This is a genomic window from Micromonospora sp. WMMA1947, assembly GCF_027497355.1.
Classification (GTDB): Bacteria; Actinomycetota; Actinomycetes; order Mycobacteriales; family Micromonosporaceae; genus Micromonospora.
Map to the genome: position 1 here is coordinate 2,594,574 of NZ_CP114909.1, position 19,038 is coordinate 2,613,611.

Genomic DNA, 19,038 nt, shown 5'->3' on the forward strand with positions numbered 1-19,038 from the left:
GCGGGATGGGGACGGCCTCCGGGACCGGGGTCCGGGAGGCCGTATCCGTTGGTGTGCGTCAGTCGGCGTTCGTGGCCTCGGCGGGCGCACCGGTGCTGCCGCTGCGGCGCCGGCGACGACGACGGGGCTTGGTGCTCGCGGCGTCGCCCTCCGTGGGCTGCGGTGCGGCGGCGGTCTCGGCCGCGCCCTCGGTGCCGATCACCGCGGTCGGCTCACCGGCCACCGTCTCGCCGGCCCGGCGGCGACGCCGACGACGCGGCGTACGCGAGGTCTCGTCGTCCCCGGTGTCGGCCTGTACGGAGGACGAACCGGCGGACGAACCGCCCTCGCCGCCCCGGCCACGGCCGCGGTCGCGCTCGCCGCGCTCGCGGCCCCGGCTGTCGCCACGCCGCGCGCCCCGGCGCGACCGGCTGCCGCCGCCACCCAGGTCCTCCTCGACCTCGGCGGACAGGCCGGCGCGGGTGCGCTCGGCGGTCGGCAGCGTACCGCTGACGTCCGTCGGGATGCCCAGGTCCGTGTAGAGGTGCGCGGAGGTGTGGTACGTCTCCGGCGGCTCGGGCATGTCCAGCCCGAGCGTCTTGTCGATGATCCGCCAGCGGGGCATGTCGTCCCAGTCGACGAACGTCACGGCGGAACCCGTGGCCCCGGCCCGGCCGGTACGGCCGATGCGGTGGGTGTAGGTGTCCTGGTCCTCGGGGCAGTCGTAGTTGATCACGTGCGTGACGCCCGTGACGTCGATGCCCCGCGCCGCCACGTCGGTGGCGACAAGCGTGTCGATCTTGCCGGCCCGGAACGCCCGCAGTGCCCGCTCGCGCGCGCCCTGCCCGAGGTCGCCGTGCACGGCGGCCACGGCGAAGCCGCGGAAGTCGAGATCCTCGGCGACCCGGTCGGCGGCCCGCTTGGTACGAGTGAAGATCATGGTCAGCCCGCGGCCCTCGGCCTGCAGGATGCGCGCCACGATCTCGACCTTGTTCAGCGAGTGCGTCCGGTACGCGAGCTGCTTGGTCTGCGGCGACGGACCGGTCTCGGCGGTGTGCCCGGCGTGGATGGTCACCGGCCGGCGCAGGAAGCGCCGGGACAGCGCGACGATCGGGTCCGGCATGGTGGCCGAGAACAGCATGGTCTGCCGGTCCTCCGGCAGCATCGACAGGATCTTCTCGACGTCGTCCAGGAAGCCCAGGTCGAGCATGCGGTCGGCCTCGTCGAGGACGAGCGCGCGGACCCGGTCGAGCCGCAGGTGCTTCTGCTTCTGCAGGTCCAGCAGGCGGCCGGGGGTGCCGACCAGGATCTCGACGCCCTTGCGCAGCGCCTCGATCTGCGGCTCGTACGCCACGCCGCCGTAGATCGGCAGCACCCGGACGCCCCGGGTGCGGCCCGCGGCGTCGAGGTCCTTGGCGACCTGGATGCCCAGCTCACGGGTGGGTACGACGACGAGCGCCTGCGGGACGCCGTCGCTGCCCTCGGACGGGGCGAACACCCGCTCCAGCAGCGGGATGCCGAAGCCGAGGGTCTTGCCGGTGCCGGTCGGCGCCTGGCCGATCAGGTCGACGCCGCGCAGCGCGATCGGCAGCGCGTACTCCTGGATGGCGAAGGCGCGGGTGATGCCGGCGGCGGCCAGCGCCTCGACGGTTTCCTGCCGCGCGCCGAGCGCGGCGAACGTGGGTGCCTCCGGGGGGACCGGAGCGGTGGGGGCCAGTGGCTGGCCGGAAATCTGCTCGCTCATATGGATTTGGGGGTGCCCTCTCGTGGTGCGCCCCTCAGGTCCTCAGGGCGCGATCGGTGTGGCGCGGGCCACGCGGTCACTGGCGATTTCGCCGAGCCGGACCGGGCCGCACGCGCGTCGGGGACCGGTCTTGATCAGCAAGTGACCGAATCGGTGCCCACGGCAACTGTCTCATCCTACCTGAACGGCCCCTGAGTCGTCCCGATTCCCAGGTGGTGGCCGTGCGCGCGGGGCGGCTCGCTGTGACTTGAGTCACAGCGGGGCCGCCGGTAGCCTGCGCTGATGTCCGCCCCCGCCGCCTCCGGACCCACCGCCCCCGACCCCGCCGCGATCGACCTGTTCGGGCTCGTCGCCTACGGCGAACTGCTCGCGTTCGACCGCCTCGCCGCCGACGCGCGCCTCGCGCCCGACCTGCGCCGCCGCGCCGCGCTCAGCGAGATGGCCGCCGCCGAGATCGCGCACTACCGGTGGCTCACCGACCGGCTCGGCGCGTGGGGGGTCACGCCGGAGGAGGCGATGGCCCCCTACGTCGAGGCGCTGCGGGCGTACCACGACTCGACCGAGCCGCGGGACTGGGCCGAGGCGGTGACGAAGGCGTACGTGGGGGACGCGATCACCGACGACTTCCTGCGCGGGATCGCCGACGGCCTGACCGGGCCGGACCGGGCGCTGCTGCTCGACGTGCTGCACGACTCGCGGTACGCCGAGTTCGCCGGAGCCGAGATCCGGGCCGCGATCGAGGCCGATCCCCGGGCCGCCGGGCGGCTGTCGATGTGGGCGCGCCGGCTGCTCGGTGAGGCGCTGTCCCAGGCGGGCCGGGTGGCCGCCGCCGACCGGGGCGCGTTCGTCGCGTTGATCGGGCGGACCGGCGGGGACGTACCGGGGCTGCTGCGCCGGCTGACCGAGGCGCACACCGCGCGGATGACTGCGGCCGGGTTGAACAACTGAGCCGCCGTGGCGGGGAGGCCCGCCACGGCGGCCGGTGCCGCGGGACTCAGCGGACGGTGAACCCGACCGCGCGAGGCGACGCCTCGGCGATCTCGACGTAGGCGACCTTGCCGACCGGCACGATCACACGCCGGCCCTTCTCGTCGGTCAGGGAGAGCGTGCCCTCGCTCTTGGCGAAGGCGTCGGTCACGATCTGCTCGATCTCGGCCGGCGACTGCGCGCTCTCCAGGACCAGCTCCCGCGGCGCGTACTGCACGCCGATCTTGACCTCCACTGTGCCTCCTCAACTGGGGCGAAAAAGCCACCGTGGGAAGGCTATCCGATCCGGCGGCCCGATGTTCAGGCTGACTCACCTTGCAGCGGGAAGCTGGCGATGCCGCGCCAGGACAGGGCCGCGACCAGCGCCTCGGCCTCCGCCTTGGGCACCTGGCGGCCACCGGCCAGCCAGAACTGGGCGGCCGTCTCGGCGGCGCCGACCAGGCCCGAGGCGAGCAGCTCGGCGTGCGACCGGCTGACCCCGGTGTCCGAGATGATCGTGTCGGTGATGGCGGCGATGCAGCCCTGCTCGACCCGCTCCACCCGCTGCCGCACCGCCGGGTCGTTGCGCAGGTCCGACTCGAAGACGAGCCGGAACGCCTCGCTCTCGTGGTCGACGAAGTCGAAGTACGCGCGCACCGCGGCCCCGACCCGCTCCTTGTTGTCGTTGGTGCCGCTCATCGCGTCCTGCACGTTGGCCACTATCGCGTCACAGTGCGTGTCCAACAGCGCCAGGTAGAGCTCCATCTTCCCGGGGAAGTGTTGGTAGAGCACCGGCTTGGAGACGCCGGCCCGCTCGGCGATGTCGTCCATCGCGGCGGCGTGGTAGCCCTGCGCGACGAACACCTCCTGAGCGGCGGCGAGCAGCTGCTTACGGCGCGCCGAGCGGGGCAGGCGGGTGGGCCGACCGGCGGTCTGTGCACCGTTCCCCACTGCGGTCATCGGATCCTCCGAGTATCTGCGTACGAGCCGGCACGTATCACCCGAACCGGTCCGGGTTCGTGAACCCGTCGCGGAATTGGCCCGCCGCTGTAACTTATCGCCACTGTCACCACACGGTAGCCTCAGCGGGGGCGACCAAGGAGCGCGCGGTGAGTGAAACAGGGCAACCCGGAGCCGCCACCCCGGGAGAGCACGGCGACGGGACGGGCCAGCAGGACGAACCAGCCCGTACCGGCGGCGGTTGGGCGCCCCCGGCGAACGGCTGGTCCCGCGGCGCTCCGGCGCCCGGCGGCTGGCCCTACGGCGACCTCGGCGGCTGGGCCGCCTCCTCGCCCCGGCACGGCGACCTGCCGGCCCCGCTGCCCGGCCACTCCGCGCCGGAACCGGGCCGCGTCAACGGCCGCCACGTCAACGGCGTGCACCACGCCGGGGAGGAGTCACCAGTGACCCGCCAGGCGCCGGTCAGTGCCCCGCCCGCGGACGAACCGCCCCGGTCCGCCGACGGCGAGCGGCTGGCCGTACCGGCCCCGCGCCCGGCGCCCACGATCGAGCAGCCGAACGACCCGGGGGACGCCCCCGGCTCCCGGCACGCCGCCGACGACCCGTCCGCCCGCGCGCCGCGCTGGGCCGAGAGCGGGCCGACCTCCGCGCCCCCGGCGCTCCAGGTCCCGCCGGTCGGCGCCGCCGCCTCCGGTTTCGAGGTGCCGCCGGGCTTCCACGCCCCGAACACCGAATCCACCCCCTCGCTGTCCCGGGGCTGGGCCGACCGCCCCGCCACCCCGCCACCGGCCACCAGCCGGCCGGAGCACGCGGCGGGCGAGGCGCACCCGCCCGAGGGCCGGGCGGCTGCCGCCGAGCCGCGGGCCGCCGCCGAGTCCCGGGAGCCGGCCGGCGACGACCCGAGGGCCGCCGAGCCGGACTGGTCGGGGCCGTCCTGGAACCGCCCCAGCTGGGGTGACGGCTGGGCCCCGCCCTGGGCCCGCACCGACGAGCCGCCGGCCCGCCGGCCCGAGGAGCCCACGGCCCGGGGGCCGGAGGAGCCACCCGCCCGCCGCGCCGAGGAGCCCGCCGCCGAGCGGCGGGAGTGGGAGGACGACAGCGCCGCCCACCGCACCGCCCGCGACGACCGCGCGGCCGAGTGGGCGCCCGAACCGGTGCGGCCGTACGAGCCGGCCCGCGTCGAGCCGCCCGCCGCCTACGAGCCGCCACGCGCCGAGCCGGTACGGCCGTACGAGCCGCTGCGCGCCGAGGCGGCACCGGGCCCCGAGGCGACGCGGTCGTACCCGCCGCCCGCCGAGTCCGAGGCGTCCCGGCCGTACGAGCCGGGGACCGGGCCCGAGCAGGCCCGCCGTTACGAGCCGCCGGCCGCGCCCGAGCCGACGCCCGAGGCGACCCGGCCGTTCCGGCTGCCCCGGGGCGACGCCGAGCCGCCGCACGGCTACGAGCGGCCCTCCTGGGCCGGGCCGCCGGTGCCGGTCGCCCCGCTGATCACGCCCCCGGGTCCGCCGCCGACGAGTGCCCCGCCCGCGCCCGGTGCGCCGCCGGTGTCCAGTGCCCCGCCCGCGCCGCCCGGCGGATTCCCCCCGGCGCCGCCCGTCGAAGCGGCCGCCCTCGCCCCGCCGACGTCAGGCGTGCCCGCCACGAGCGGCCCGCCGCGCCTCGATCGCCCACCCGCGCCCCACCCGACGAGCGCCCCTCCCTACGCGGCCCGCCGGTCCGCACCGGAACCGGTGCCGGCCGCCGACGCGGTCGCCGAGCCCCGACCGGAGGAACCGTCCCCCGTGCTGCCGCAGCGCGTCCCCTCGGAACCGGACGTGCCCGTCGTGCCGGAGCCACCGGCAGTGGAACCGTCCGCCGAGACCCCCGAACTCGCCCGCATCGCCACCCACCTGCGCCGCGACGACGAACCCGCGCCGCTGCGGGAACGGCCGGAGGGCTTCGACGTCAACGCGATCCTCGACGCGGTCCGCGAGGTGGCGGGCGTCCGCGACGCCGCGCTGCGCCGGACCCCGGCCGGCGCGCACAGCCTCCGGCTCGACCTGGCCGACGGCGCGGACCCGGCCGAGGTGAGCCGCGTGGTGGCCCGGCTGCTCCAGGAACGGATGGGCCTGGCTGCCGCACCGCAGAACCTGCCCGGTGCGCCCGCCGTACCGCCACCGGCACCGCTGCGCCGCCGGTCGACCCGGCTGGACCGCTCCGGCGAGACCCGGGCACCCGGGGCGCAGTCCGCGCCGGGCCTGTCCCGCACCGCACCGGGCGAGGCCCACGCCGCGCCGTCCGAGTCGGGCGACGCGCGTACCCAGGTGCCGGCGGCTCGCGGCGACGAACCCGGCCCGGTCGGCGACGAGACGCCGGCGCGGACCGGTGTGGCGCGCCCGGCCGCGAACCGCTCCGGCGACGCGCGGTTCGGTGCGGACCGCGCCGCGCGCCCGGCCGAGGCGCCGGCCGACGGCGACGAGCCGCCGCGCCGCCGCCGGCAGGCCACCCACCGCGGCCGGGCCACCGTCGACGAGACGTCGCTGGCCGCCGCGCCGACCGGCATGTCCACCGGCAGCCCGGTCACGCTCGGTACGTCGTACTCCGGTGGCCAGATGACCACGACGGAGACCGCGCCGTCGCGACCGCTGGACACCGGCGGCGTGCCGGGGCCCCGGGTGGTGATCGAGCACGTCCTGGTCAGCACGTTCGGCCTGGACGCCACCACCGAGGTCCGCCTGGTCGCGGGCGACCGCACGGCCGAGGGACACGCGACCGGGCCGGCTGTCGACGGGTACGTGCTGCGGCTCTGCGCGGTGGCCGCCGCCGCCGCGGTGGACGAGTTGCTCGGCCGGGGCGTCCCGGCCGGCGAGCGGGGCCGGTGCTTCGTGGAGCACGCCGCCGTGGTGCCGTTCGGCAACTGCGAGGTCGCCACGGTCGTGGTGCTGCTGGTCTGCGACGGCTGGGTGGAGCAGCTGGCCGGCTCGGCCCTGGTGGCCGGGGATCCCCGGCAGGCGGTCGTGCGGGCCACGCTCGCGGCGGTGAACCGGCGGCTGGAGGCGCTGCTCTCCTGAGCGCCGGTGTGCGGTACGGCCCCCGCCCGGGGAAGACTGGAGACATGAAACGCGCCGCACTGTGGCCGGAGCACAGCCTTCCCGCACACCACGTCCCGCCGCCCTGGCCCGGCCGGCACGTACGCCTCGACGGCACGCTCGTGCACGTCCGCGACACCCCGGCCACCGGTCCCGGCGCAGAGCCCGCGCTGTACGTGCACGGCCTCGGCGGGTCCGCGCAGAACTGGACCGACCTGGCCGGGCTGCTCGCGGACCGGCTCGACGGCCAGGCGATCGACCTGCCCGGGTTCGGCCGCAGTGAGCCCGGGCCGCGCTACACGATCCCGGCTTTCGCCGAGCGGGTGATCCGCTGGATCGAGCACAGCGACAGGGGGCCGGTGCACCTGTTCGGCAACTCCCTCGGCGGCGCGATCTCGGTCCGGGTGGCGGCGCTGCGCCCGGACCTGGTCCGCACGCTCACCCTGGTCTCGCCCGCGCTGCCGTTCCTGGACTTCCGGCGCTCGTTGCAGGGGCGAATGCTCCCGCTGCTGGCGATCCCCCGGGGCGAACGGCTGGCCGCCTGGCGGCTGGCCCAGTTCAGCCCGGAGGTGACGGCGCAGCAGGTGATGGAGGCGTGCGTGGCGGACCTGACCCGGATCAGCGAGCAGCGCCGGCAGGAGGCGATCGACGAGATCCGGGTCCGGTACGAGGCGACCCACTACGCCGCCGCGTACGTGCGGACGTTCCGGGGTCTGGTCGGCACCTTCCTGCGGTCGTACCTGCCGGGGGAGGGCGCGCTGTGGCGGCAGGCGGCGGCGGTACGGGCGCCCACGCTCGTGGTGGGCGGGCGGCAGGACCGGCTGGTCGACGTGCGGGTGGCGCCGCAGGCGGCCCGGGTCATCCCGGACAGCCGGCTGTTGATGCTCGACGGTGTCGGGCACGTGGCCCAGCTGGAGGTGCCCCGGACCGTGGCGCGGGCGGTGCTCGGGCTGCTCGCCGAGGCGACACCGTCGTTCAGCACCGGCATGGGGGAGAGCGGAACGGGGCGTGACATGGCAGGCTGAGCCGGATGCCCAGCTCCCGCCGTCCTCGTGCCGCCCGTACCCGTTCCTCGTTTCGTCACTGGCGTACCGCGCTCGTGGTCTGCGCCTTCGTCGCCGCCGCCGCGGTCGGGGTCGGCGTGGCGGTGCAACTGCCGTCGGCGGGCGCGGGGACGCGGGTCACCGACGGGTTCGTCGCCCAGCCGCCGGCGCCCACGCGGGAGCCGTCCACGCCGAGCGTCCCGCCGTCGCCTCCGGTGGTGCCCAGTTCGCCGGCCGCGCCGGTGCTGACGCTGTCCGACCCCGGCCCGGCGAAGGGCCGGGGCAGTTTCGCGTACGACGACCGGACCAGCGGCGTGCTCGGCCGCTCGGGGACGCTGCGCCGCTACCGGGTGGCGGTGGAGAACGGTTCCGGCGAGGAGGTCCGCGCGTTCGGCGAGGCGGTGCAGCGCGCGCTGGCCGGCCCGGGCAGTTGGGTCGACGGCGGCACGCTGCGGTTGCAGCGGGTCGGTCCGGGCGACCGGCACGACTTCACGATCTACCTGGCCACCCGGGACACGGCCGGGCGGCTGTGCGGGGCGGGCGGGATCGACATCCGGGTGGGCGGGGTGCCGTACACGTCGTGCCGGGTGCCGGGCAAGGTGGTGATCAACCTGGCCCGGTGGCGGACCTCGGCGCCGCACCTGGTCGACGCCGGGATGCCGCTGGACGCGTACCGGCTCTACGTGGTCAACCACGAGGTGGGCCACCAGCTCGGGCACCGGCACGAGGGGTGCCCCGGTGCGGGCCGGGCGGCGCCGGTGATGCAGCAGCAGACGCTGTTCCTCAAGGGCTGCCGGCCGAATCCGTGGCCCTACGTGGGCGGGAAGCGGTACACGGGGCCGTCGCTCTGAGCGGCAAATGGTGAAGAAGATTCGCGGCATAGGCGGCAAAAGCAGCTAAATGCCCGAATTGCATGGGACGCTGGAGGCATGACCTCGTCGTCCCCCTACGACAGACCTGCGGCGCCGCCACCCGAGCGTCCCACGCTGCGCCGGATGCGCCGTCGCCGCCGCCGCTCGGTCCTGCTGCTGGCGATGCTGCTCGCGGCGAGCAGCGGCGCGTTCGGCATCACCCGGCTGAACGCGCCGCCGGCCGGACACACGGGGACGCCACTCGCCGCCGAACCGTCGCTGGCGCGCGGCGCCGAGGCCGACGTCCCGGCCGCGGCGCCGACCGGCTACCCCACCGCCGGCCCCGGCACGTTCGCGGTGGCGCAGGGCCGCTCCCCGGTACGCGGACAGGAGGGCCCGCTGCGCCGCTACCGGGTCGAGGTCGAGCACGGTACGGGGCAGGACGCCGACGGGTTCGCCGCCACCGTGGACGCGGTACTCGGCGACCCGCGCAGCTGGATCGCGTCCGGGGACCTGCGGGTGCAGCGGGTGCCCGAGGCCGCTGCCGCCGACTTCACCGTCTACCTCGCCACCCCCGTCACCTCCGAGCGGATGTGCGCCGAGGGGGGCCTGCGCACCGACCGGTACACCTCCTGCCGGTTGCCCGGCCGGGTCGTGCTCAACCTGGCCCGGTGGATGACGGCGGTGCCCGACTACGGCGCCCCGCTGGAGGTCTACCGCACCTACGTGATCAACCACGAGGTCGGGCACGAGTTCGGCGAACTGCACCAGGCGTGTCCCGAGCCCGGCGCGCCCGCCCCGGTGATGCAGCAGCAGACGTACGGGCTGGACGGCTGCCTGCCGAACGCCTGGCCGTACGTCGGCGGGATCCGGTACGAAGGCGAGCCCACGGACGGCGTCTGAGTTATTCCCGGTCCCGCAGTTCGGGCCGAGTGTCCCTCATCATGGCCGATCCCCCTCCCGGCGAGCGACAATGGCGCGGTCACACCGCCGATCCCGGGGAGTCCACCGTGTCGTTGCCCCCGCTCGTCGAACCCGCCGCCGAGCTGACCGTAGACGAGATCCGCCGCTACTCACGCCACCTGATCATCCCGGACGTCGGGGTCGAGGGGCAGAAGCGGCTGAAGAACGCCCGGGTGCTCTGTGTGGGCGCCGGTGGCCTCGGCTCGCCGGCGCTGCTCTACCTCGCCGCGGCCGGTGTCGGCACGCTCGGCATCATCGACTTCGACACCGTCGACGAGTCGAACCTGCAGCGCCAGGTCATCCACGGCGTCTCCGACGTGGGCCGGTCCAAGGCCGAGTCCGCCGCGGCGTCGATCCGCGAGATCAACCCGCTGGTCAACGTGGAGATCCACAACACCGCGCTGGACCGGGAGAACGTCCGGGACATCTTCTCCCGGTACGACCTGATCGTCGACGGCACCGACAACTTCGCCACCCGGTACATGGTCAACGACGCGGCGGTGCTGCTCGGCAAGCCGTACGTCTGGGGTTCGATCTACCGGTTCGACGGCCAGGCGTCGGTGTTCTGGGCCGAGCACGGCCCCTGCTACCGCTGCCTCTACCCGGAGCCCCCGCCGCCCGGCATGGTCCCCTCCTGCGCCGAGGGTGGCGTGCTCGGCGTGCTCTGCGCGTCCATCGGGTCGATCCAGGTCAACGAGGCGATCAAGCTGCTCGCCGGCATCGGTGAGCCGCTCGTCGGCCGCCTGATGGTGTACGACGCCCTGGAGATGAGCTACCGCAAGATCAAGGTCCGCAAGGACCCGAACTGCGTGCTCTGCGGTGAGAACCCGACCCTCACCGACCTGATGGAGGACTACGAGGACTTCTGCGGCGCCGTCTCCGACGAGGCGCAGGAGGCGGTGGTCGACTCGACCATCACCGCGCTGGAGCTGAAGGACTGGCAGGACTCCGGCAAGGACATCTTCCTGGTCGACGTGCGCGAGCCCGCCGAGTACGAGATCGTCCGGATTCCCGGCGCGACGCTCATCCCCAAGGGCGAGATCCTCTCCGGCGAGGCGCTGGCGAAGTTCCCGCAGGACCGGCAGATCGTGCTGCACTGCAAGTCCGGCGTCCGCTCCGCCGAGGCGCTGGCCGCGCTGAAGGCGGCCGGCTTCTCCGACGCGGTGCACCTCCAGGGCGGTGTGCTCTCCTGGGTCAAGCAGGTCGACCCGTCGCTGCCCGCGTACTGAGTCGTGTCGATGGGCCCGCCCGGCGCTCCGGGCGGGCCCATCGTGCTCTCCGGGGCACCTGGCGTGGGCAAACGATCGATCGCGGCGACCGCTGGGCCGGGTGGTCCTGACCGAGCTACCGAGGCGTAACCGCGGCCGCGCCAGTACCGTCAGTGCCGTGGTGGACTTGGACGCGGCGATCGGATTCGTCGTCGCTCACGGTGACGCGGTGGACCGCGCCCGTCTCTCCCGGCTGCGCACCGGCGCTCCGGTGCCGCCCGACGTGCTCGACGCCGCCGAGTCCGGGCAGGCGCCGGGTGGCGGCTGGCCCGCCGTCCTCGACGGCGAGGTCGCCTCGATCGACGCGACCTGCTTCCGCCTGGCCGAGCTGGACGACCTCGGCGCGCTGGGCCGCCCGGCCGCCCGGCACGCGCTGGACTGGCTGGCCGCCCGGCAACTGCCCGACGGTGGCTGGGACGAGGACCCCTCGCTGGCCGGGCTCGCCCCCGAGTGGGCCACCCCCGGCGATCCCGAGGCACGGCTCTACCAGACCGCGAACGCCGGATTCTGGCTCACCGTGGCCGGGCTGGACGCGCGGGCCGCCGGTCCGCTCGACCACCGGGTCGGCGGCGCGTACGCCGGTGTGGTGCAGGCGGCGGCGCAGGCGCTCGCCGCCCAGCTCGCGCCGGACGGCAGCTGGCCGTCCTTCCTGCCCGCCGGCTGGCTCGCCGCCGCGGTGCTGCACCGCCAGCAGATGTACTACGAGTCGGCGCGCATCCAGGCGGTGCTGGCCGACCGGATCCCGCAGATGTCCCCGGCCGACGTGGCCTGGCTGGCCGCCACGCTGCGCCGGGTCGACGTGGGCGAGGAGCAGTGGCTGCTGGTCTCCGCGCGCAGGCGGCTCGCCGAGACCCAGCGCAGCGACGGCGGCTGGGACAGCGACGACGGCCACCAGTTCGACGTGCACACCACGCTGCGGGCGATCCGCGCGTGCCGCCCGAACGCGCCGGAGGCCCCGGTCTCCGGAGCGCCGTTCGTGGTGCCGCAGACCGCCGAGCTGCCCGCGCCGCCGGCCGTACCGATTCCGCGCCGGCCGGCCGCGGCCCCGCCGCCGCCGGCCGGTCCGGACGCCGGGCCCGCGCCGTGGTCGGCCTGGACGGTCCTGCCCGACCTGGGCGTGGACGACGGCTCGTCCGTGCCGGTGTCCCCGGGCCTGCCCCCGCTCGTCGTACCGCCCACGGCGCCGGGTGCCCCGTCCACCTCGGCGGACGGGGACCCACTCCAGCTCACGTAGCCGACCGGGCGGATCAGCGCAGGTGACCGTCCCCGGTGACCACGTACTTGGTGCTGGTCAGCTCCGGCAGACCCATCGGGCCGCGCGCGTGCAGCTTCTGCGTCGAGATGCCGATCTCCGCGCCGAAGCCGAACTCGCCACCGTCGGTGAAACGGGTGGACGCGTTGACCATGACCGCGGCCGAGTCCACCCGGGCCACGAACTCCCGGGCCGCCCGCTGCGAGTCGGTGACGATCGCCTCGGTGTGGCCGGTGCCGTACTGGCGGATGTGCGCGACCGCCGCGTCGAGCGAGTCGACCACGGCGACGGAGATGTCGGCGGAGAGGTACTCGGTGCCGAAGTCCTCCTCGGTGGCCGGCACCACGGCGTCGGAGTGGGCGGCGACCTCGGGCGTGCCGTGCACCGTCACCCCGGCCTCGGCGAACGCGGCCAGCACGGCCGGCAGGAACGCGTCCGCGATGTCACGGTGCACCAGCAGCGACTCGGCAGTGTTGCAGGTGGACAGGCGCTGGGTCTTGGCGTTCAGCGTGACCGCCAGGGCCTTGCCGAGGTCGGCGGCGGCGTCCACGTAGACGTGGCAGTTGCCCACGCCGGTCTCGATCACCGGCACCGTCGACTCCTCGACCACGGCGCGGATCAGCGACGCGCCGCCGCGCGGGATCAGCACGTCGACCAGGCCGCGGGCGCGCATCAGCTCCTTGACCGAGTCGCGCGTGCTGGAGTCGAGCAGCTGCACCGCGTCGGCCGGCAGCCCGGAGCCGGAGACCGCGTCGCGCAGCACCGCGACCAGTGCCGCGTTGGAGCTGGCGGCCGACGAGGAGCCGCGCAGCAGCGCCGCGTTGCCCGACTTCAGGCAGATCCCGGCGGCGTCGACTGTCACGTTGGGCCGGCCCTCGTAGACGATGCCGACCACACCGAACGGCACCCGGATCTGGCGCAGCTCCAGGCCGTTGGGCAGCGTCGAACCGCGTACCACCTCGCCGACCGGGTCGGGCAGCGCGGCCATCTGGCGCAGCGCGTCGGCGATGGCGGCCACCCGGCCCTCGTCGAGCGCGAGCCGGTCCAGCACGGCCGCCGACAGCCCGGCCTCGCGCCCGGCCGCCAGGTCCGCCGCGTTCGCCGTCAGGATCTCCGGGGTACGCGCCACGAGCGCGTCGGCCATCGCGTGCAGCGCGGCGTCCTTGACGGTACGGGTGGCCGTGGCCAGGGCTTCCGCCGCGTCCCGGGCTCGCCGGGCCTGCTCGACGACGCTCATCGTGCGTACTCCTTCGGAGGTGTTTTTTTAGAAGGGGCCCTTGCTTACAGCAGGACCAGGTCGTCGCGGTGGACGACCTCACGTTCGTACGCCGGGCCGAGCGCCGCGGCGAGTTCGGAGGTGGAGCGGCCGAGCAGGCCCGGCAGCTCCACCGCGTCGTAGTTGACCAGCCCTCGGGCCACCGGCGCGCCGGCGGTGTCGACCAGGTCCACCGGGTCCCCGGCGGTGAACGCGCCGTCGACGGCGGTGATGCCGGCGGGCAGCAGCGACTTGCGCCGGCCGACCACCGCCTGCACCGCACCGGGGTCGAGGTGCAGCCGGCCACGGGGGGCGGTGGCGTGCGCCAGCCAGAACAGCCGGGCCGCGGGGCGGCGGCTGCTCGGGTGGAAGTACGTGCCGACCGGCTCACCGGCCAGCGCCGGTGCGGCCAGCGGCGCGGCGGTCAGGACCACCGGAATGCCGAAGCCGGTGGCGATCCGGGCCGCCTCGACCTTCGTCACCATGCCGCCGGTGCCCACCCCGGCCCGACCGGCCCCGCCGACGTCCACGCCCGCGAGGTCGCCCTCGCCGTGCACCTCCGTGATCCGGGTGCTGCCCGTCCGGGCCGGGTCGCCGGTCCAGAGCGCGTCGACGTCGGAGAGCAGCACCAGCAGGTCGGCGTCGACGAGCGCGGCGACGAGCGCGGCCAGGCGGTCGTTGTCGCCGAACCGGATCTCCTCGGTGGCCACCGTGTCGTTCTCGTTGACGATCGGCACGGCGCGCAGGTCGAGCAGCTTGCGCAGCGTCCGGTACGCGTTGCGGTAGTGCGCCCGCCGGGTCACGTCGTCCACGGTGAGCAGCACCTGCCCGACGGTGCGGCCGTGCCGGGCGAACGCCGCGGCGTACCGGCCGATGAGCAGGCCCTGACCGACGCTGGCGGCGGCCTGCTGGGTGGCCAGGTCGCGCGGGCGCCGGGTCAGCCGCAGCGGGGCGAGCCCGGCGGCGATCGCGCCGGAGGAGACAAGCACCACCTCGCGTCCGTCGGCGGCGAGCCCGCCGAGCGTGTCGACGAGCGCGTCGACCCGGGCGTCGTCGAGGCCGCCCGTCGCGGTGGTCAGCGAGGACGAACCGATCTTGACCACGATCCGACGGGCCGAGGTGACTGCTTCGCGCACCCGACCATTCTGCGCGCTGCGGTCCGCGGTGCCGCGGCGCGTTCCCAAATCGTGGCAGCTCGCGGCCGGTGCCCGACGTAACCGATGCGAAAACGGTTGCTCGACGACCGACCAATTTTGATCACCCGGTTGGCGGCACACGCCTGCGGATTCCGCTGCATAACGTCTCGTTCATCACGAACGGGGGTTCACAGTGATAATTCCGAGGGCTCATCGTGCCTGGTGGCTGGCGCTGCTCGTCACCGTCGGCCTGGTCGCCGGGCTGACACCGGTGCTTGCCGGTCTCCGCGACGAGAAGGCGCCGGCCGTCCGGCGGGACGGCTACCGGCCGCACACGGTGCCACTCCCGGCGATTCCGTCGCGCGAGGGAGTCGCGCCGCTGGTGGACGCCGGGCTGCACGATGCCGAGAACGTCCGGATGTTCCGGATGCACGATCAGACCTGGGACCATCCGGTGGCCCAGGCCCAGTGGGGTCTGCAGAATCTGGCCGGCTGGCGGGCCACCCACAAGCGGATCTACCTGGACCGGGCGATCGCGAACGCGCAGCGCAACGTCGACCGCCGGGTCGAGTCGCGCGGTGCCTGGTGGTATCCGTACGACTTCGAGCTCACCAGGTGCAAGAAGCGTCCACTGCTGAAGCCCAAGTGGTACAGCGGCATGTCGCAGGGGCAACTGCTGAGCCTCTTTGTCGGGCTGTACGAGGAGACGCGCGACGAGAGGTGGCGGACCGCCGCGGACCGGACGTTCCAGAGCCTTACCCTGCCCGTCCAGCCCGGCGAGCCGTGGGCCACCTGGACCGACCGCGGCGGCTACCTGTGGCTGGAGGAGTACCCGGAGAACGACGACCCGCGCGGCGAACAGGTGCTCAACGGGCACATCTTCTCCCTGTACGGCGTCTACGACTACTGGCGGCTGACCAGCGACGAGCGGGCGGCGGAGATCTTCGACGCCGCGGCCACCACCGTGCGCCGCTACCTGCCGACCAGGTTCCGGGTGGAGAACTGGGCCAGCCGGTACTCCATGAACTGCCGGCACTTCCACCCGAAGTACCACCAGGTCCACACCCGGCAGACCCTCAAGCTGTACGAGGTGACCCACGCGACGGTCTTCGCCGAGTACGCCGACACGCTGCGGGCGGACTACCCGGTGCCGGATCTGACGGGCACCGTGCAGTTCGAGCCCGGGACGCACGTGGGATACACGTACGACGCCAAGGGCACCGTCACCGCGCAGCGCGCCGTCACCCTGAACCGGACGAGCCGGTTCGCGGCCGACGAACGCATCCGGGTACGCGGTGGCGGCATCCACTACCGGATCACCAAGGGCCCGCTGGCCGGCTACCTGGTGCCCGAGGAACCCGGCCGGCGGGTCCTGCTCGGGGTGGCGGCCGAGCACCGCTACCACCCCGCACGCGTGCTGACCGCCCAGCCCGGCACCTACACCGGCTACACCTTCGACCGCAACGGCGCGGTGCTCGACTCCCGGAAGGTCACCTTCGCCGCCGTGACGGAGCTGACGCTGGGCGGCACCGCCTGGGTCAACGGTGAACTCAGCTACCAGGTGACCGGCGGTGAGCTGGACGGCTACTGGCTGGCGGCCCGGGGCGACCTCGCCATCGGCTCGCCCGCCCGCTGAGGTCCCTTATCGTGGCTTTCCGTGACACCTGACGAGTACGTCGAGGCGGTGCTGTCGCTGGTCGAGCGGATCCCGCCGGGGCGGGTGATGTCGTACGGGGCGGTGGCCGACGCGCTGGCCGAGCGTTCGGGGCGGGCGTCGCCGCGGCTGGTCGGTTCGATCATGGCGCGGCACGGTGGCGGGGTGCCGTGGCACCGGGTGGTGAACGCGGCCGGCCGGATGCCGCCGGGGCACGAGCGCAAGGCCCGGGAACGGCTGCTCGCCGAGGGGTGCCCGCTGCGCGGCGACCGGGTGGACCTGGCGGCGGCGTCCTGGTCGCCGGACGAGGTGTGACCCGGCCGCGTCGGAGGCAGCCAGGCGTTCAGTCGCGGCGGCGCTGGACCCGGCCCGTCATCGCGGCCAGTCCGAGAACGTCTGGCGGAGGTCGCGGATCTCGGCCGGGGTGAGGCGGTAGAGCGTGAAGACGGTGTCGGCCAGGCGGTCGAGGCGCTGTAGCGCGTCCTGGAACTCCTCGTCGGTGAGCGCCGGGTCGGCCCTCCGCGCGAGGCGGACCAGGTCGTCTCTGCTGTAGCGGCCGAGGGCGGCGGCAACGTCGATGTAGTCGCGGGGTTGGGCGCGAGTGACCATCGCCGCGACCTTGGTGCCGATCACGTCGTCGAGGTGCAGCACCGGACCGACGTCGAGCACGATCGGGCTGGTGTTGCGCGCGAAGCGTACGAGCTGCAGCCGCACGGTCCGGTCGTCGCGGCGAACCTCGAACTCGGTCATGTCGTGTTCGAAGCCGTAGAAGACGTCGTCCAGCTCGGTGGGCTCGGCGATGGTGTCGACCTGAAAACCGGCATCGAGCAGGGTGGCGTGTACCAGCTCGGCGGCGGCGGTGACCCCGCCGTCGACATCGGTGAACAGGTCGACGTCCTCGGTGGGACGGGCGCCGATGCCGTGGGCGATGAGGGCTTGGCCGCCGGCGAGGGCGAAGCCGTGCCGACCGGCCACGGCGAGCGCGACACGGGCGACCTCGTGCTGGAACGGGTCCGGCGCCGGTGGCATCAGGCGGCGACGTCCCGGGAGCGCAGCACCGGGTGGCTCTCTTCCCAGGCGCGGCGGACACCGCGGGGCACGTACAGCTCGGGCCACAGCCGGACCAGGGTCGGACCGTGCAGCCACGCGCGCAACTCGTCGGGATGAACGGCTTCGGTGAGCACCGTCTCGTACATCCAGGCGAGCAGACCCGGTACGTCGAGGTCGACGTGCCGGTCGGGTTGCCAGAACAGCCGATGGGGCAGCTCGACCACGCCGGAGACAGGGCCCTGCAACTCGTTCAGGTCGCGAACCACCACCGCACGACGGCCGGGGCGGGCCTCGTACGGTGCCCGCGAGCTGCGGACGGATCGGGCCGGGTCCATGCCCTCCAGGGTAACGGTGCCGGCCTGTGGCTTCCCGCGACTCGCGAGCGCCTGGCGGCATCGCACGAGCAGCGCCGGACGAGGGGATGTGACGCGGGCCATAACGTGAGTAGCATTCGGCTCCATGACAGCTTCGGGCCTGCCCCGCCGGGTGCACCTCGGGTACGCGCTGGGTTCCCTGGTCACCGGCGCGTTCGGCACCGTACCCGGGCTGCTCCTGCTGCCGTACCTCACCGACACGCTCGGCGTCGCCGCCGGGCTGGCCGCGCTGCTGGTGCTGCTGCCGAAGGCGTGGGACGTGCTGGTCAACCCGGTCGCCGGGCGGATCTCCGACCGGACCCGCTCCCGCTGGGGCGCGCGCCGGCCGTACCTGCTCGGTGGCGGGCTGGCGCTCGCGGTGCTGTTCGCCTCGATCTTCGCCGCGCCGTTCGCGAACGGTCCGGCCGCGGCCGCGTACGTGGCACTGGCGTTCCTGGCCACCGCGACCGCGTTCGCGTTCTTCCAGGTGCCCTACGTCGCCATGCCGGCCGAGCTGACCGCCGACCCGGCGGAACGTACCCGGTTGATGACCTGGCGGATCGCGGTGCTGGCGCTGGCCATCCTGGTCTCCGGCGCGGTGGCCCCGGCGGTGGTGAGCGCGGGCGGCGACGGCGTGCCCGGCCACCGGTGGATGGGCCTGTTCGTCGCCGCGCTGATCGTCGCCGGCACCGTCGGCGTCTTCTTCGGCACCCGGTCCGCGCCGACCGGGACGGTGGGGGAGAGCGAGCCGAGCCTGCGGGCGCAGCTCGCCGTCGCCACCGGCAACCGGCCGTTCCGGGTGCTGCTGATCTGCTTCGTGATCCAGTCCGCCGGGGTGGCCACCGTGCTGGCCGGCGTGAAGTACTTCGCCGACCAGGTGCTGCGCGAGCCGGACAGCGGCCCCACGCTGCTGTTCGCCTGCTTCGTCGCGCCCGCGCTGCTGGTCATGCCGCTGTGGTCGCGGGCCGGCGCCCGGCTGGGCAAGCGGACGTCGCTGGTCGCCGCGTCGGTGATCTTCGCGGTGGGCGCGCTGGCCCTGGTCGCCGCGCCCGCGCTGCCCGCCGCCGCGGCCTACGCCGTGGTCGCGGTGATCGGCGTCGGGTACGCGGGACAGCAGGTGTTCGCGCTGGCCATGCTGCCGGACTGCATCGCGTACGACACCGCGCGCACCGGGCGGCGGCAGGCCGGGGTGTTCACCGGGCTGTGGACCGCGGGGGAGACGTTCGGGCTGGCGCTGGGGCCCGGCATCTACGGGCTGGTGCTGCAGCTCTCCGGTTACGTCTCGTCGTCCACCGGGACCGCCGCCGTCCAGTCCGACACGGCCCGCCTCGGTGTGCTGCTCGGGTTCACGGTGCTGCCCGCCCTGCTGGTGGCGATCCCGCTGGTGCTGCTGCGCGGCTACACACTGACCCCGGCCCAGCTGGCCACCGCCGCACCCGAGGCCGACGGCGCCGCCTCGGCCGTGCGGACGTGAGCACCGGCCCGTCCAGGAGAGG

General features: G+C 74.6%; 16 protein-coding genes and 1 pseudogene. 10 read left to right on the forward strand and 7 right to left on the reverse strand.

The window, feature by feature from the left end; all coding sequences use genetic code 11:
- Nucleotides 1-58: 58 nt before the first annotated feature.
- A complete protein-coding gene (locus O7604_RS12505; protein ID WP_281579708.1) occupies nucleotides 59-1,723 on the reverse strand; it encodes a DEAD/DEAH box helicase in 1,665 nt (554 codons plus the stop codon).
- A gap of 282 nt (nucleotides 1,724-2,005) precedes the next feature.
- On the opposite strand from O7604_RS12505, the gene O7604_RS12510 reads away from it, so the two are divergent.
- Nucleotides 2,006-2,671 (forward strand): ferritin-like fold-containing protein, encoded by a 666-nt coding sequence (locus tag O7604_RS12510; RefSeq protein WP_281579709.1) that lies wholly within the window; start codon nucleotides 2,006-2,008, stop codon nucleotides 2,669-2,671.
- Nucleotides 2,672-2,717: 46 nt separating this feature from the next.
- On the opposite strand, the gene O7604_RS12515 is transcribed toward O7604_RS12510, so the two are convergent.
- Nucleotides 2,718-2,945: a DUF3107 domain-containing protein gene (locus O7604_RS12515; RefSeq protein ID WP_013288692.1), complete on the reverse strand. Its 228-nt coding sequence runs from the start codon at nucleotides 2,943-2,945 to the stop codon at nucleotides 2,718-2,720.
- A 65-nt stretch (nucleotides 2,946-3,010) separates the two neighbouring features.
- Nucleotides 3,011-3,649, reverse strand: a complete 639-nt coding sequence (locus O7604_RS12520; protein WP_013288691.1) for a TetR/AcrR family transcriptional regulator — start codon at nucleotides 3,647-3,649, stop codon at nucleotides 3,011-3,013.
- Nucleotides 3,650-3,798: 149 nt separating this feature from the next.
- On the opposite strand from O7604_RS12520, the gene O7604_RS12525 reads away from it, so the two are divergent.
- The 6 genes and pseudogenes from O7604_RS12525 to O7604_RS12550 form a co-directional block, all read left to right on the forward strand.
- A complete protein-coding gene (locus tag O7604_RS12525) occupies nucleotides 3,799-6,699 on the forward strand; it encodes a hypothetical protein (protein WP_348651004.1) in 2,901 nt (966 codons plus the stop codon).
- 44 nt (nucleotides 6,700-6,743) lie between these two features.
- Nucleotides 6,744-7,742: an alpha/beta hydrolase gene (locus O7604_RS12530; protein ID WP_281579710.1), complete on the forward strand. Its 999-nt coding sequence runs from the start codon at nucleotides 6,744-6,746 to the stop codon at nucleotides 7,740-7,742.
- A gap of 5 nt (nucleotides 7,743-7,747) precedes the next feature.
- Nucleotides 7,748-8,611: a DUF3152 domain-containing protein gene (locus tag O7604_RS12535; protein ID WP_281579711.1), complete on the forward strand. Its 864-nt coding sequence runs from the start codon at nucleotides 7,748-7,750 to the stop codon at nucleotides 8,609-8,611.
- 78 nt (nucleotides 8,612-8,689) lie between these two features.
- Complete coding sequence (locus O7604_RS12540) at nucleotides 8,690-9,514, forward strand: DUF3152 domain-containing protein (RefSeq protein ID WP_281579712.1); 825 nt, start codon at nucleotides 8,690-8,692, stop codon at nucleotides 9,512-9,514.
- A gap of 41 nt (nucleotides 9,515-9,555) precedes the next feature.
- Nucleotides 9,556-10,803: an adenylyltransferase/sulfurtransferase MoeZ gene (gene moeZ / locus O7604_RS12545; RefSeq protein WP_269703954.1), complete on the forward strand. Its 1,248-nt coding sequence runs from the start codon at nucleotides 9,556-9,558 to the stop codon at nucleotides 10,801-10,803.
- A 91-nt stretch (nucleotides 10,804-10,894) separates the two neighbouring features.
- Nucleotides 10,895-11,779, forward strand: a pseudogene (locus O7604_RS12550) (hypothetical protein); the annotation flags it as partial.
- Between the two features lie 310 nt (nucleotides 11,780-12,089).
- Here O7604_RS12550 and O7604_RS12555 read toward each other — a convergent pair.
- Both O7604_RS12555 and proB read right to left on the reverse strand, forming a co-directional pair.
- Complete coding sequence (locus O7604_RS12555) at nucleotides 12,090-13,331, reverse strand: glutamate-5-semialdehyde dehydrogenase (RefSeq protein WP_269703956.1); 1,242 nt, start codon at nucleotides 13,329-13,331, stop codon at nucleotides 12,090-12,092.
- Between the two features lie 44 nt (nucleotides 13,332-13,375).
- Nucleotides 13,376-14,485 carry a glutamate 5-kinase gene (proB, locus tag O7604_RS12560; protein ID WP_269703957.1) on the reverse strand — a complete coding sequence of 370 codons (1,110 nt, stop codon included), beginning with the start codon at nucleotides 14,483-14,485 and terminating at the stop codon, nucleotides 13,376-13,378.
- A 193-nt stretch (nucleotides 14,486-14,678) separates the two neighbouring features.
- Here proB and O7604_RS12565 point away from each other — a divergent pair, with 193 nt between their 5' ends.
- Both O7604_RS12565 and O7604_RS12570 read left to right on the forward strand, forming a co-directional pair.
- Nucleotides 14,679-16,121, forward strand: coding sequence for a D-glucuronyl C5-epimerase family protein (locus tag O7604_RS12565; RefSeq protein ID WP_281579714.1), 1,443 nt, complete (start codon nucleotides 14,679-14,681; stop codon nucleotides 16,119-16,121).
- Nucleotides 16,122-16,142: 21 nt separating this feature from the next.
- Entirely contained in the window at nucleotides 16,143-16,454 is a 312-nt protein-coding gene (locus O7604_RS12570) for an MGMT family protein (RefSeq protein WP_269703959.1), read from the forward strand.
- A 57-nt stretch (nucleotides 16,455-16,511) separates the two neighbouring features.
- Here the strand turns inward: O7604_RS12570 and O7604_RS12575 are convergent, their stop codons facing one another.
- Both O7604_RS12575 and O7604_RS12580 read right to left on the reverse strand, forming a co-directional pair.
- Nucleotides 16,512-17,168 carry a nucleotidyl transferase AbiEii/AbiGii toxin family protein gene (locus O7604_RS12575; protein WP_281579715.1) on the reverse strand — a complete coding sequence of 219 codons (657 nt, stop codon included), beginning with the start codon at nucleotides 17,166-17,168 and terminating at the stop codon, nucleotides 16,512-16,514.
- Nucleotides 17,168-17,524, reverse strand: a complete 357-nt coding sequence (locus tag O7604_RS12580) for a hypothetical protein (RefSeq protein ID WP_269703961.1) — start codon at nucleotides 17,522-17,524, stop codon at nucleotides 17,168-17,170. Before O7604_RS12580 ends, O7604_RS12575 begins: the two co-directional genes overlap by 1 nt.
- A gap of 124 nt (nucleotides 17,525-17,648) precedes the next feature.
- Between O7604_RS12580 and O7604_RS12585 the strand changes: the two genes are divergently transcribed.
- Nucleotides 17,649-19,016, forward strand: coding sequence for an MFS transporter (locus tag O7604_RS12585; RefSeq protein ID WP_281579716.1), 1,368 nt, complete (start codon nucleotides 17,649-17,651; stop codon nucleotides 19,014-19,016).
- The last annotated feature ends 22 nt before the right edge of the window (nucleotides 19,017-19,038 follow it).

Coding starts and splice junctions, on each gene's coding strand:
- O7604_RS12505 (WP_281579708.1), bottom strand. CDS start 1,723: ATGAGCGAGCAGATTTCCGGCCAGCCACTGGCCCCCACCGCTCCGGTC.
- O7604_RS12510 (WP_281579709.1), top strand. CDS start 2,006: ATGTCCGCCCCCGCCGCCTCCGGACCCACCGCCCCCGACCCCGCCGCG.
- O7604_RS12520 (WP_013288691.1), bottom strand. CDS start 3,649: ATGACCGCAGTGGGGAACGGTGCACAGACCGCCGGTCGGCCCACCCGC.
- O7604_RS12530 (WP_281579710.1), top strand. CDS start 6,744: ATGAAACGCGCCGCACTGTGGCCGGAGCACAGCCTTCCCGCACACCAC.
- O7604_RS12535 (WP_281579711.1), top strand. CDS start 7,748: ATGCCCAGCTCCCGCCGTCCTCGTGCCGCCCGTACCCGTTCCTCGTTT.
- O7604_RS12540 (WP_281579712.1), top strand. CDS start 8,690: ATGACCTCGTCGTCCCCCTACGACAGACCTGCGGCGCCGCCACCCGAG.
- moeZ (WP_269703954.1), top strand. CDS start 9,556: ATGGCCGATCCCCCTCCCGGCGAGCGACAATGGCGCGGTCACACCGCC.
- O7604_RS12555 (WP_269703956.1), bottom strand. CDS start 13,331: ATGAGCGTCGTCGAGCAGGCCCGGCGAGCCCGGGACGCGGCGGAAGCC.
- O7604_RS12575 (WP_281579715.1), bottom strand. CDS start 17,168: ATGCCACCGGCGCCGGACCCGTTCCAGCACGAGGTCGCCCGTGTCGCG.
- O7604_RS12580 (WP_269703961.1), bottom strand. CDS start 17,524: ATGGACCCGGCCCGATCCGTCCGCAGCTCGCGGGCACCGTACGAGGCC.
- O7604_RS12585 (WP_281579716.1), top strand. CDS start 17,649: ATGACAGCTTCGGGCCTGCCCCGCCGGGTGCACCTCGGGTACGCGCTG.